This is a genomic window from Undibacterium sp. Di27W (assembly GCF_049340345.1).
In the GTDB taxonomy this organism is placed as follows: domain Bacteria; phylum Pseudomonadota; class Gammaproteobacteria; order Burkholderiales; family Burkholderiaceae_D; genus Undibacterium.
In genome coordinates this window covers 302,050-315,710 of the sequence record NZ_JBMPOS010000001.1, presented here as the reverse complement: position 1 = coordinate 315,710, position 13,661 = coordinate 302,050, and the positions used below count along the sequence as shown (strand labels likewise).

General features: G+C 49.7%; 10 protein-coding genes and 1 tRNA gene. 3 read left to right on the top strand and 8 right to left on the bottom strand.

Going from position 1 to position 13,661, the window contains the following annotated elements:
• Window positions 1-247: 247 nt before the first annotated feature.
• The gene (locus tag ACO0LF_RS01285) at window positions 248-2,950 is read right to left on the bottom strand and encodes a DUF4214 domain-containing protein (protein WP_423011197.1); all 2,703 of its coding nucleotides are present in this window, start codon (window positions 2,948-2,950) and stop codon (window positions 248-250) included.
• A gap of 340 nt (window positions 2,951-3,290) precedes the next feature.
• On the opposite strand from ACO0LF_RS01285, the gene ACO0LF_RS01280 reads away from it, so the two are divergent.
• Window positions 3,291-4,298 carry a hypothetical protein gene (locus ACO0LF_RS01280; protein ID WP_423011195.1) on the top strand — a complete coding sequence of 336 codons (1,008 nt, stop codon included), beginning with the start codon at window positions 3,291-3,293 and terminating at the stop codon, window positions 4,296-4,298.
• Between the two features lie 556 nt (window positions 4,299-4,854).
• Here ACO0LF_RS01280 and ACO0LF_RS01275 read toward each other — a convergent pair.
• Window positions 4,855-4,946: transfer RNA gene (locus ACO0LF_RS01275), tRNA-Ser, on the bottom strand.
• 93 nt (window positions 4,947-5,039) lie between these two features.
• Window positions 5,040-6,290: an aspartate kinase gene (locus ACO0LF_RS01270; protein WP_423011193.1), complete on the bottom strand. Its 1,251-nt coding sequence runs from the start codon at window positions 6,288-6,290 to the stop codon at window positions 5,040-5,042.
• Between ACO0LF_RS01270 and ACO0LF_RS01265 the strand changes: the two genes are divergently transcribed.
• Window positions 6,232-6,495: a hypothetical protein gene (locus ACO0LF_RS01265; protein WP_423012465.1), complete on the top strand. Its 264-nt coding sequence runs from the start codon at window positions 6,232-6,234 to the stop codon at window positions 6,493-6,495. The genes ACO0LF_RS01270 and ACO0LF_RS01265 overlap by 59 nt on opposite strands.
• Before the next feature lie 289 nt (window positions 6,496-6,784).
• Here the strand turns inward: ACO0LF_RS01265 and ACO0LF_RS01260 are convergent, their stop codons facing one another.
• The 4 genes from ACO0LF_RS01260 to ACO0LF_RS01245 all read right to left on the bottom strand — a co-directional run bounded on the left by ACO0LF_RS01260 (window position 6,785) and on the right by ACO0LF_RS01245 (window position 10,742).
• On the bottom strand, window positions 6,785-7,351 hold the full coding sequence (locus tag ACO0LF_RS01260; RefSeq protein ID WP_110254278.1) for a DUF1415 domain-containing protein: 567 nt from the start codon (window positions 7,349-7,351) through the stop codon (window positions 6,785-6,787).
• A gap of 123 nt (window positions 7,352-7,474) precedes the next feature.
• Window positions 7,475-8,164, bottom strand: a complete 690-nt coding sequence (aqpZ, locus tag ACO0LF_RS01255; protein WP_423011191.1) for an aquaporin Z — start codon at window positions 8,162-8,164, stop codon at window positions 7,475-7,477.
• A 277-nt stretch (window positions 8,165-8,441) separates the two neighbouring features.
• Window positions 8,442-10,028, bottom strand: a complete 1,587-nt coding sequence (gene aceB, locus ACO0LF_RS01250; RefSeq protein WP_423011189.1) for a malate synthase A — start codon at window positions 10,026-10,028, stop codon at window positions 8,442-8,444.
• A gap of 33 nt (window positions 10,029-10,061) precedes the next feature.
• Window positions 10,062-10,742, bottom strand: a complete 681-nt coding sequence (locus tag ACO0LF_RS01245) for a haloacid dehalogenase type II (RefSeq protein ID WP_423011187.1) — start codon at window positions 10,740-10,742, stop codon at window positions 10,062-10,064.
• A 166-nt stretch (window positions 10,743-10,908) separates the two neighbouring features.
• On the opposite strand from ACO0LF_RS01245, the gene ACO0LF_RS01240 reads away from it, so the two are divergent.
• The gene (locus ACO0LF_RS01240) at window positions 10,909-11,814 is read left to right on the top strand and encodes a LysR family transcriptional regulator (RefSeq protein WP_423011185.1); all 906 of its coding nucleotides are present in this window, start codon (window positions 10,909-10,911) and stop codon (window positions 11,812-11,814) included.
• Between the two features lie 144 nt (window positions 11,815-11,958).
• On the opposite strand, the gene ACO0LF_RS01235 is transcribed toward ACO0LF_RS01240, so the two are convergent.
• Complete coding sequence (locus tag ACO0LF_RS01235) at window positions 11,959-13,605, bottom strand: hypothetical protein (protein ID WP_423011183.1); 1,647 nt, start codon at window positions 13,603-13,605, stop codon at window positions 11,959-11,961.
• Window positions 13,606-13,661 lie beyond the last annotated feature (56 nt).

Here is a 13,661-nt window from a genome sequence, read left to right as displayed (position 1 = left end):
GTCTCCTTACCCAGAATACTTCGCCCGAGAAGAAAGGATCAGGTCTTTCATTACGACAATCCTATTCTTAGAAAATGTATGAATGTAAGATCTGCCACGTTCTTTTGGAATTGTCGCAATGTAAGACCTGACCCCCATCTATCTTTGCACCTAAAACTGCCCCCCACCCTTTGTTGGAAAAAATGAGCAATTCTGACGCGACGCTGGAGAAGAGCAAGTCAATCGCAAACTTGAGAGCCAAGCCAAATTATCGATTGACAAGGCATATGCCATTTGCAATTGAAGACGTTGTCAACGTTAGGGTGTTAAACCCGACAATGTGCGCCTCAATCACCGCGATCGGCGGCGTTTCAGTATACGCTCGACAGGCAAAGACATAGCTGGCATTTCCAGTACCTTGGGAACCAGTAAGGCCAACCTTTTCGCCAGCGCTCAAGACGAAGTTACTCCGACCATAGACAAATCCTGTCGGGGAATAGGTCGCTTGAGTTTGCTTGCAGACAAACTGTGACGAAATCTCATTAGAGACGTCAGAAACAATTTGCGGAAGTAGATTGCAATATGCGACCCTAAGACCAAATGAGCACGTGTTGGTGATGGTGACATTGTCGCCGCTATTCCCGTAGGGCAAACCCCTCCCATACTGCAAGCAAGAGTTTGAGTTCTGCACATAATGACTGGAATCGCCTCGGATACAAGATATCGTAACAGAAGTAATGTTACCCGCGCCCACCGTGCCGGTGCTTGCAGTTGGAATGCAAACATATCCGGTAGGCTGGGTAACGATGCCGACGGCATAACTGCTTCCGGCGGGATGCGTCGCAGGAAAATTGAAGCTGGCAGAATTGGCGGCCACTGCGAGGGTCTGTCCGCTATCGCTCAATACTAAGCCGCTCACCGCACCCAAGCCATAGATGCTGCCGCCCACGCTGAAAACACCAGACACGAGCACGGGCACGCATTTGACCTGCACTGCAGTAACGGTCGATGTGATTACTCCAGTTCCGGAGGCGATAGTACAGTTCATTCCCGCAGGCTGTGTAAGAACCGTGACGGCATAGGACGCACCTTGAGTAAACCGTGTAGGAAATGCGAACACAGTATCGTTAGGCGTGATGGGCAAAACTTGGTTGGCATTAGACAGTACTAGGCCTGGCGCCGCACCTAAACCGGTGATAGTGCCTCCCAATGTGTATTCTGACTGCGCAGTTACTGGGCTACATTCGTTCATAAGCGAGGTTGCAAGGCAAATCTTTCGGATGCGGAAATTGCTTCGATCGACGACATACAAGTTTCCTTTCCTATCGATCGTAATACCGCTCGGGAATTTGAACATGGCATTGGCCACGTCACCATCTAGGTAACCGGGGGCCTTGGAAAAGCCTGTGACTGTAGTGACTTGCCCATTGGCAATGCGACGGACGGCATGATTGGCGGCATCGACCACGTACAGCTCTCCGGTTTCCATATTCCACGCCAAACCTTCTGGTCCTCCAAAGCTGGCGGTAGCGGCGTCACCGTCTTGCATGCCGTTGACACCACTGCCAGCGAAGGTTGTCACGTTGCCTGTTGGCGTTATTTTCCGAACACGCCGGTTGCGTCTGTCTGAAACATAGACGTTATCGAGTGAATCTACCGCCATTCCGACCGATTCCATATCAAAACTGGCGTTCACACCAACGCCGTCAGCGAACCCCGCCATGCCATTTCCGGCCAGAGTGGAAACTACACCATCAGTACTAATTTTTCGAACTCTGGTTAATTCAGCAATATATAAATTTCCCTTGCTATCAATAGCTACTCCGGACGGAAAATAGAAACGTGCCGTGAGTGCCGGTCCATCTTGATAGCCTGCTAACCCGTTGCCGGCAACAGTTGTAACCAAACCTGCAGGCGTTACTTTACGAATGCTATGGTTGCCTGAATCCGCGACGAACACATTCCCCACCTTGTCCACTGCAAGCCCGTCAACGTTCTGAAAGCGTGCGGCGCTACCAAATCCATCTAAAAATATCGGCGGCATGAATGGCCCTTCGCCAGCGACACCAGCGAAGGCAGAAACGTCTCCAGAAAGTGCGATGCGGCGCAAATTAGAAAAATCTGAAACGACTAAAGCTCCATTTTGGTCGAGTGTGATCTGGTTTGAGGCAAGGAAACGAGCAGTTGCACCTGGGCCATTCACATAGCCCTGATTGCCGCCTCCTGCCAATGTAACCACCACTGATGAAGGTTTAACTGCATACGTCACGCCATATTCAGCAAATGAAATCCCCCCTTTTATCTCGTTCAAAACATTGGCCTTATTCTCAGGGCTTTCACTAAAACTTGCTAGCACACCTTCTGGCGTGATTTTCCCGTTGTTGACTTGGGTAGTCCAATAATTAAATCCTATTTGATCAGGGGCTCGGTGCAGCACATTTTGATAAAAATTGTTAATCAATGTTGTAGTGCTTGGGTTGATGCCATACCTATTTTGAAATTCTGGTGATTGAAAAAAACTAGCCGCCACAGTCGTTAAACTGACCCCTCTATCCATATCTTTTATCCAATATCCAAAACCAACCAAATCCGGTTTGCGAGCAAATGCAGCTTGATATAGCCGATAGACTTGTCCAACATTTCCATCAATATCGAAGGTAAAGGATGTGTCGCTGAACCTTAGACGTGCATTATTTGCGACGTATTGGGTGCCGCCTGTTCCTACATTATCGGACACCGCATAGCCTGTTCCAGTTTGAGTAATTGTGTAACTACTCATCGTGCCAGAGAATAATATCGGTGCAATAGTTGTTGGACTTTGCAACTGCAATTGTTTTGGTGGACTCTTAATATTGGTGCTAGGGTCGCTGTTATCTGCACTTCCCGCGCCACATCCCATCAAAGAAATTACTGAGGCGAATATTAACGAAATCTTTAGCATATGCGCTGTTTTGGGGAGGATGGAAAACATAGCGATCTGACTTTCCAAATGAAATATTATTTATATTGCAATATTTTTATTGTAACACCACGTTAGTGCATATCCTTGTCTGTGTTTCCTCTTCAGCAAATCCCAACATTGAAGAAGATAATAGAATTCCACCAAAACAAACTTATGTAATATCCTGATTTTTCCTAAGTTTCAGGAATCGTGGAACGGGTCGCACCATCAAAGTCAATTTTCCAATCAAATTTATATTGGCGCATCACCCGCAGGGGTGACGAAACGTTGTTTTTATTTTGTCAACTAATTATTATCGATAGCAAGTTGATACAACTAAAAAGTATTCATTCTTTATACCCCACAAACTATGCTGCTCAAACATTTTTCTGACCTGGTTAACCAAATTTACGCAGCGAGTGCCGAGCCTAGTCAGTGGCCTGCCGCTGTGGGGGCGGTTGCACAGGCCATGGACGCCACGCGGGCGTTGCTGTTCACGCCCTTTGTCGAGCCCACCAACGGTGGTTTGATATTTCCGTGGCGTATCGACGAGAGCGACTTGATGCTGTGGGGAACCAAATACATTGACCACGACATTTGGGCGCGCAATGCCCAGCGCAAAGGCTTGTGGCGTGATGGTTCAGTAGCGATTGATCAATATTTGGTGGCGGAAGAGGAATTTTTAGACTCTGTTTTTTATCGTGAATTCTTAAGTACCATGCATTTGGGCAGGGTATGCGTTGGCGTTGTTTTTGAAGGGTCGCCCGGCCTGCCCAGCACAGCGTTATCTGTGTTCCGCGATTTTAACGCTCCATTTGGCGAAGATGAACGTGAGTTCATGAATTTGCTGATGCCGCACCTATCGCGCGCGTTGAGCCTGATGCACAGGCTCAACCGGGCGGCGTATTTGGTGGAATCGATGCGCGCTGCCCTGGATCGCTTGCGCTTCGGTGTAATTTTGTTGAATCAACACATGGAGGTAATCCATTTGAACGCTGCTGCGCAGCAGGTTTTAAATCGCAATGACGGCCTGCAACTAGATGCTAAACGCTGTATGACCGCTTCAGGCTTTGAGCGGCGAGATGGCCTCCGGCTGGAAGCATGGTTGAGACACCTCGCAACACTGTCTACGTTGAACCGTTGTAGTGTTGGCGACACATTTGAAGTGCAGCGGAGTCAATCACAAACAAAGTACTGCGTTCAATGCCACCCATTGGAATCGACTGACCCACTTGTCCAGCACGAAGGTGCGCATTACATTGTTTTCGTAACCGACCCGCACCGGCTTGAGCTACCAGCACCAAAACAACTGCAACGGCAGTTTGGTCTGACATCGGCAGAGGCACGCGTTGCCCTCGCCATGTCCCCAAGGTGGTAGCTATTGCGACGTGGCGACGACTTTTAAGGTGAGCGAGGAGACTATCCGCTCGCAAATCAGAGCCACGTACGCCAAAACGCATACTAGTGATAAGGCCAGCTTGTCCCGATTAATTCTATCGTTGGGTAAAGCCGTTGTATAGATATTGTAAAGAAAAACAGAGCGCGTATTAGACCCGTTTCCCGGCGACAGTACAAAAACCGGTCAATATTCGGTGCGCGCCAACGCAGTAACCTTCCCTAGTATTAACGAGACCGCATATTACTTAGTGTTTTCTATCAGAACGGCGTTTTTGAAAGATGGGGTCATTACGACAATTTTATTCTTAGAAAATGTATGAATGTAAGACCTGCCCCCGTCTTTGAATGAACCCGTCTTTCGCTAATTTGGTTTGTGCAAATTCACGTGCAAAGTAGTTCAAAGTTTCGCGGCGTCTTACAGTAATCACTCAACTGCATTTAAAAATTTCGATCTTATTGCCAGCCTGAACACTTGCGTATCAATGACTTCAAAAAAGAAAAAGCCCCTGGTTACCCAGGGGCTTTTTCAGTATTGCTGGCGGAGATGGTGAGATTCGAACTCACGATTCAGGTTACCCCAAATGCTTCCTTAGCAGGGAAGTGCCTTCGGCCACTCGGCCACATCTCCACACTATTGCAACCGCCAAAAGCTCAGCTGCAATTGAGACCGTGATAATAGCTGCTTGTATGACTTTGGTCAACAGTCAGGCCAGAAAATTTTTTAAGCGCTTTCCAGACCGAATGCTTTATGCAGGGAACGAACTGCCAGTTCCATGTATTTTTCATCGATCAGGACTGAAATCTTGATTTCTGAAGTGGAGATCATCTGGATATTGATGCCCTCTTCCGACAAGGTGCGGAACATCTGGGAAGCGATACCTACGTGGCTGCGCATGCCTACACCAACGACAGAGACCTTGGAGACCTTGGAGTCACCCACGATGCTGCCTGCGCCTATATGGGCCTTGACGCTGCTTTCCAGCACGTCCATGGCCTTGGTGTACTCACCGCGTGGCACGGTGAAGGTAAAGTCGGTCTTGCCTTCGACAGACTGGTTCTGGATGATCATATCGACTTCGATATTGGCATCAGCAACCGGGCCCAGGATTTGATAGGCAATGCCTGGTCTGTCTGGCACACCCAGGACGGTGATTTTTGCTTCATCACGGTTAAACGCGATGCCGGTGATGGTAGCTTGTTCCATGTGTGTATCTTCCTCAAACGAAATCAGGGTGCCGGAATTCGCTTCTTCTTCCAGCGGTATTAATGGGTCGGTCAGTGATGATAAAACGCGGGTAGGCATGCGATAGTTCCCGGCAAATTCGACGGAGCGAATTTGCAGTACTTTGGAACCCAGCGAAGCCATTTCCAGCATTTCTTCAAAGGTAACAGTATTCAGGCGGCGCGCATCAGACACCACGCGCGGATCGGTCGTGTAGACACCGTCAACGTCAGTATAAATCAGGCATTCTTGCGCTTTGAGGGCAGCAGCCACGGCCACGGCAGAAGTGTCAGAGCCGCCACGACCCAGAGTCGTGATATTGCCCAGCTCATCAACACCTTGAAAGCCGGTGATGATGACGATCTTGCCTGCATCGAGATCAGCCTTGACCTTGGCTTCATCAATCGAGGCTATCCTGGCCTTGGTGTGGGCAGAATCAGTCTTGATGGCAACTTGCCAGCCAGCATAAGACACAGCCTGCTTGCCTATCGCTTGCAGGGCAATAGCCAGCAAACCGACGGAGACTTGTTCGCCAGTGGAGGCGATCATGTCGAGTTCACGAGGATCTGGTTGGGCAGAAATTTCTTTTGCCAGGCCGATGATACGATTTGTTTCACCAGACATTGCTGAAGGCACCACGACTATCTGGTGACCGGCATCATGCCATTTGGCGACGCGCTTGGCGACGTTCTTGATGCGTTCTGTCGAACCCATCGAAGTACCGCCGTATTTGTGGACGATTAAAGCCATAGATATAGAAACTGAGATAGAAACTGAGATAGAAGACCAAAGGGCGAAAAATGCGGAAAATCAACCTCTTACTGTACATGCTGCTCTGCAAAATAACAAGGCACTTAGTTCCAGAAAAACGGAAGAAACGCTGGCCCGGGATTTGGCGCAAGCCGATTTTTTACAGAAAGATGGCAATAGAAATAAGGGATTTGCAGGAAAATAGCATTGAATAAGGCTGGATGCAGCGTAGAGGCTTGCCATTATTTGCCCTCTGACAGCAAATAACGGAGTAGATAAAAGGAAATTTTTAGATATTTCCTTTAAAAATCAAAAGCTTAAAAACACATACTCCCTATCAGTATATTCATTTTTAATGATTTACACTGATTAGCGATAAAAAGTAAATTGTAAATTACTTATTTGCATATCAATATAAGAATTGAATAGATTGATATGCAAACTGCTTTTCTTGACGCTTTTGTTGACGCTTTCTTGATTTTACTGATCCAGGCTTACTTTTTCTCGTATTTGGAAAACAAGCGACGCCAACCTTCATGGCCCAGTTCGCGCATGGTTTCCATATTTTTTTCATAGATTTGCTCGGCCTCAGGGAAAGCTTCTACCGCCTTGTCTATACTTTCTTCACGCAGCAAATGCAGGGTCGGGTATGGTGAGCGATTGGTATAGTTTTCTATATCATCCTGCTCGGTGCCAGCAAACTGATAATCAGGATGGAAACTGGCAACTTGCAGGATGCCATCGAGTTCCATTTCTTCCAGCATGCCGTCGGCCACATCGAGAAAATCATTGAAGTCGAGAAAGTCATTCAATGCCAGGGGATGAATCAGCAGGGTGGTTTCTATTTTTTCTGGATTGGCTTCGGCCAGCAATTCAAGCTCACGCTCCAGGTCTTCCAGCAAGGCTTCTGGTGTTTTGGCCTGGCTGACGACATAGCGCACTTGCTGCTTGACTTGCACAGCCTTGGCAAATGGGCAGAGGTTCAAACCAATGACGGCTTTGTCCAGCCAGGCTGCGGTTGAGGAAATGACGTCGTCGGTATCGATGAGATTGCTGGGCATGATGATCATAAAAGAGCTGAAGGCCTGAGGATACCATGCCAGATTTTCAGATGCATGACATCCGACAAGTTTGCATGGTATTTACCAGCCTGCAGCGCTTACGCCCTGCCCGGTCTTACCCTATTATTTTGCCTCGCCAGCAATCGCCTTGTAGCTGACAGCACCCAGCACAGCACCAACGATAGGGGCTACCCAGAACAACCATAATTGCTGCAAAGCCCAGCCGCCCACATAGATGGCAACACCGGTACTACGCGCAGGATTGACTGAAGTATTGGTGACAGGAATACTGATCAGATGGATCAGCGTCAAACCCAGGCCGATGGCGATAGGGGCAAAACCTTGCGGTGCACGGCTATCGGTAGCACCGAGGATAATGACCAGGAACATCATGGTCATGACCACTTCCGTGACCAATGCAGCCACCATGGAATATCCACCAGGTGAATGCTCGGCGAAACCGTTAGAAGCAAAACCACCCGATACATCAAACCCTGCCTTGCCACTGGCGATCAGGTACAAGACACCACCAGCAACGATGCCACCCAAAACCTGGGCGACGATGTAAGGCAGCAATTTATTCGCTGGAAAACGGCCACCAGCCCACAGGCCGATAGAGACAGCCGGGTTCAAATGGCAGCCAGAGATATGGCCTATCGCAAACGCCATGGTCAACACAGTCAGACCAAAAGCCAGTGACACACCATGCAAGCCTATGCCCACACCAGGGAAAGCTGCTGCCAGTACGGCACTGCCGCAGCCGCCTAGTACCAGCCAGAATGTTCCCAAAAATTCAGCACCATATTGTTTCATCTTTTTACTCACTTTTCTAAGGTATGGGGTTGCCCGAGTTTACTGCGCAGCGAACCAAAAATCGCGCTGGCACAGTGGCAACAATATAACAAACTTATATTGCCATATTGTTAAAATGTGTGATGTATTGCTATTTTTTGCCCGACTACACTGATGAATTAAACATGTTTTTCAAAAATCACTGACCACCTTTACTAAAGAGCAATAAAAAAGCGAACACCTCAATGTTCGCTTTTCTGCTTACCAGCAGCCCTGAGGCTACAATATTGTTACAACATCAGATTTCTTCGTATAAAGGCAAAGTCAGGAATTCAGCAAAATCTTCAGAAGTCGACATTTCTTCAAAAATTTGTGCGGCACGGTCATAAGTGGCACCTGTACCAGCCACTTCTTTGACCTTGGCCAGTTCTTCAGGAATCATCGCGCGCACCATATCGGCAGTGACTTTGCGGCCATCTTCCAGATTGCCTTTAGCCGAACGTATCCATTGCCAGACTTGTGAGCGGCTGATTTCTGCGGTTGCCGCATCTTCCATGAGGTTATGGATAGGCACGCAACCATTACCAGCCAGCCATGCGCCGAGGTAATGAATACCGACGTTGATGTTGTAACGCAGGCCCGCTTCGGTGATCGGTGTTTCTGGCTGGAAGTTCAGCAAGTCTTTTGCGCTGACTTCGATATCAGGGCGTTGTTTGGAAATCTGGTTAGGGGCGTCACCCAATACCTTTTTGAACTCTGTCATCGCCAGTTCTACCAGGCCAGGGTGAGCTACCCAGCCGCCATCGTAACCATCAGTTGCATCACGGGCTTTGTCATTGCGCACGCCGCCCATAGCGATGTCGTTTTTCTCTGGATCGTTCTTGATAGGGATCAGCGCTGCCATGCCGCCAATAGCTGGTGCATTGCGCTTGTGGCAGGTTTTCAGCAACAGCAAAGCATAAGAACGCATGAAAGGTGCTGTCATGGTGACCTTGGCGCGGTCTGCCAGGCAGAAGTCTTTGTCGTTCTTGAATTTCTTGATGCAAGAGAAAATATAATCCCAGCGACCAGCATTCAGGCCTGAGCTATGTTCGCGCAGCTCATACAAAATCTCGTCCATCTCGAAAGCAGCAACGATGGTTTCGATCAGCACTGTGGCCTTGATGGTGCCTTGTGCCAGGCCGATTTCATTTTGTGCCATGACGAAAATGTCATTCCACAGGCGCGCTTCCAGATGCGACTCCATCTTCGGCAAATAGAAGTAAGGGCCAGCGCCGCGTGCCAGTTGTTCTTTGGCGTTGTGGAACAGGAACAGGGCGAAATCAAAGATACCGCCGGAGATGCGCTTGCCATCGACGAGTACATGTTTTTCATCGAGGTGCCAGCCACGTGGGCGCACGACCAGGGTAGCGATCTTGTCGTTCAGTTTGTAGGATTTACCGTTTTGTTCCAGGCTGATGGTGCGGCGCACGGCGTCGCGCATATTGATCTGGCCAGTGATCTGGTTATCCCAGTTAGGTGTATTGGAATCTTCAAAGTCTGTCATGTAGCTGTCAGCGCCAGAGTTAAAGGCGTTGATGACCATCTTGCGCTCTACCGGGCCAGTGATTTCTACACGGCGGCATTCCAGTGCTTTGGGAATAGGAGCGATCTTCCAGTCACCTTCGCGGATATGGCGTGTTTCTGGCAAGAAGTCTGGTGTTTCACCGGCATCGAGACGTTTCGCACGTTCTACACGGGCAGCCAGCAATTCCTGACGGCGTGGCTCGAATGCGCGGCTCAGTTTGGCGACCAGGGCCAGGGCTTCTGGTGTCAGAATCTCGGCAAAGCCTGGCTTGATTTCGCCGCTGATTTGCATGCCTTCAGGTAAAGTCAGTTGTGTCATTGTGGTCTCCAGAAAAAATGAATTAAAACGAAATCAGTTGCGATGTTTTGCTATAAAGGGAATCAAGTCTTGCAGCGTGTGCCCTACACCATGCGGCGTGACGCCCAGTTGTTCCAGCGGCGCATTTTGCCGATTGACCCAGAAGGTGGTGTAACCAAACCAGGTAGCACAGCAGGCATCCCAGCAATTGCTGGATACAAATAAAATATTCTTGGCTGGCACACCAAATACATCAGGTGCCATTTGGTAGGCTTCAGGTGCGGTCTTGAATTTTTTGACGACTTCGACCGACAGCAAATGGCTGAATATGCCTTGCATGCCTGCGGCATCGACAGCCGACTGTAGCATGTGCAGGTTACCGTTCGATAAAATCGACATCTTCATGTCTTGTGCCTGCAAGGCTTGCAGGACAGCCAGGTTTTCAGGAAAAGCTTTCAGCCGCGCATATTGGCCCATGAGAGTATTTTGCGCGTCCAGGCTCAGTTCCAGCCCCAGCTTTTGACAGCAAAATATCAATGCGTCCTGGGTTACTTCCCAGAATGGCTTGTACATGCTGCACATGGTACGCAGGCGTGTATATTCAATTTGCTTGTCACGCCAGAGTTCAGCCAGCGCCCTCCCCTTGCCAGGAAACAACTTGTCTGCCTGTTCACTGATGGAATAGACATCGAACAAAGTACCGTAGGCGTCAAAGGCGATGGCAGAGATGGTCATGGTTTTATTTATGGTCCTGACAATATGAAGCTGGCGTAATTGCAAAAAATTGAATGCTAATTATCATGAAAGCAGTATATTCAATATAAAATACTATAATCATCGAATTTCATCACTACATCTTTTCATTTTAGTTGCAAATGAAAAGGTCACGAGCAAAGCTTTCATGGATCAATTCAAACAAATCTCTACTTTTGCTGAAGTGGCAACACGCGGCAGCTTGTCGGCAGCAGCCCGGGCTGAAGGCGTGGCCCCGGCAATGATAGGCCGCCGTCTGGATGCTCTCGAAGAGCGCCTCGGCGTCAAGCTCTTGCAACGCACTACCCGCAAGCTGGCACTGACGAATGAAGGCGAAGCCTTTCTCGAAGATTGCCAGCGCATACTGGCCGACCTGGAAGCAGCAGAAGGCGCAGTGTCTGAGCGCAGCGCCCGCGCCAGTGGCACGCTGACGATCTCGGCCCCGGCAGGTTTTGGACGCCAGCATGTGGCACCACTGATGCCGTCTTTTTTGAGCGAACACCGTGATGTGAAACTGACGCTGAGCCTGAATGACCGCGTCGTGGACTTAATCGGTGAAGGTATAGACGTGGCGATACGCATTGCCGCCTTGACAGACTCCAATCTCATAGGCGTCAAGCTGGCGGATAACAAGCGCGTGGTGGTGGCATCGCCCGCCTACATCAAGCGCCATGGCACACCGCAAACTCTGGATGAACTCAGCAAGCATAATTGCCTGGCTTTCAGCGCCGACGGCAGCCAGCGTGGCTGGACTTTTCGACAGAATGGCAAGAACGTCACACTGAAGGTGGAAGGCAATATGGTTTGCAATGACGGCGAAGTCTTGCATGACTGGGCGCTGTCAGGCAAGGGCCTGGCCTGGCGCTCCATGTGGGAAGTGGGAGCAGAAATTGAATCGGGCAAGCTGGTGACGGTGCTGGATGAATTCAATGCGCCGGGCAATGATATCTATGCGATATTTGCCCAGCGCCGTCACCTGCCCTTGCGCATACGGGCCTTCATCGACTTTTTACGTCACGCCTATAGTCAGCCCAATTACTGGAATAAGTCCTGAGCTGCCTCCCCCGATCAGGCTTTTTTACTCTTTTGCTTATAGGACTTACGCAAAATTGTCCCAGCAAGGCGTGGCGACGAAGACAGTACTTCAGTACGTCTAGGAGCTGCAACGCAGCTGGGGCGGTTTTGCGTAAGTCCTAGCTTATTTACCTACCGCAAACAGCACTGCATTATTGATCGCATATACCGCGCCGTCTGCCCCTATGGCAGTTGGGGTATAGGATTCACCAAGGCCACTGGTCAGGCGTATTCTTTCACTGAGGGTATTCGTTGCCAGGTCCCAGCGATATAAATAGCCGTCTTCACTATTGACCACGATGGAACGGGTGAAAGGGTCGACTGCTGCCGTATTGATGCACCATTCATAAACGCCACCCGGCCAGTTGGGGTCGGGTGTGGCACCCAAGATGGTCAAGACTTCTGTCATGACTTGCTGGGCTGAGACACTGTCTTTCTGACTGGTATTCGGGTCCAGTATGGCGATCCGATTTTTTGAATCACCAGTACCAGAACGCGCATAATTATTGTATTTGACCATGATCAAATAAGGGGAGCTGCCTTTGTAACTGGGCATCATGCTGCTTGGCACAATGGAAGCCGTGTCATCCCAGCCGAAGGAACCAGGCAATTTTGTTTGCGATAAATCTGCATTGAAATGCAGCATCCAGCCACGCTGGTTATGCGCACCGGCTGTGGTTTCCAGCACGCCTATATAGACATCGCCATCTGGCCCTATAGTGGGGGATGCGGTGCTGTCATCAGAGACAAAGGCTGCCGCTTTTTCCTGCGGGTCCATCAGGCGCACCTTGCTTTTGACTGCCAGCGTCGCGCTATCCAGGGCCAGCAAATAACCCGCCTGACGTATCCCCGTTGCGGCTTCAGCATTGACGACCACATACACCGTTTTTTGATCAGCAGAGACAGCGGGGGCACTATTAGTGGCTGGCTTGACGATGCTGGCATCCTCAGTCATGCCAGCTACAGCTACCCAGGTCGCCTTGCCGTCTGCGGTGATACGTGCAAAGCCGCTGCGCACACCAGCAGCATTACCTGCATTGGCAACAAAGCCAAAATAAATATTATTTTGCGCATCGGCAGTAACAGGGGTATTGATAAAGACTGCGGCATCCAGGGCTGCTTTGGCAGCCGTGTATTTGGCGTCACCATAAAACACTGCGGTCTGCGTAGTCGCCGTGGCTGAGTCAGCATCATCACGGTAATACAGTTTGCCACCGGCGCCGGGAGCATAGACACGATTATTGCTGGTCAGTGTCAGGTTGTAGCTTGGTGTCCAGCGATGTGTGGGCATGATGTAATCGCTGGGTACGCTCCAGATCTGCGCGCCGGTGCTACCAGAGCGCGCCTCAAATCGATAGGTATCTGCAGCCTCAGACTTGACAGGCAAGATCACGGTATTTTTTGCTGTGATGACTGGCGAACCGTAGTGATAAAACAAATAACCAGCTGCCGAATACTGCGGCGCCAGATCGACGCCAGTTTTCCAGAGTATGCGATTGAGGGCTTGGGTGGCAATGCCGGAAATCGCATCATGCTGGGCATTGCGGCCCAGGCCAAACCAGGCAGGACCATTGACCTGGGTTTCTTTGGGTGGGATGACATCACCACCACTGACTACGGTACTACCGCCACTACTACCACCGCCACCACAAGAAACCAGGACAAGACCCGCCATCAAACTCAGCACGCACTTAATCGCTTTGTATTGCCATGAATAGCGCTTACTCAGATTGATCTGTGCGCTTGTTTGCATACTTATTGGCGTATTCATTTGTCTCCCCAGCTCCCGACATGTCGTCGCATTGATATCAATGGTGCACGACAAAC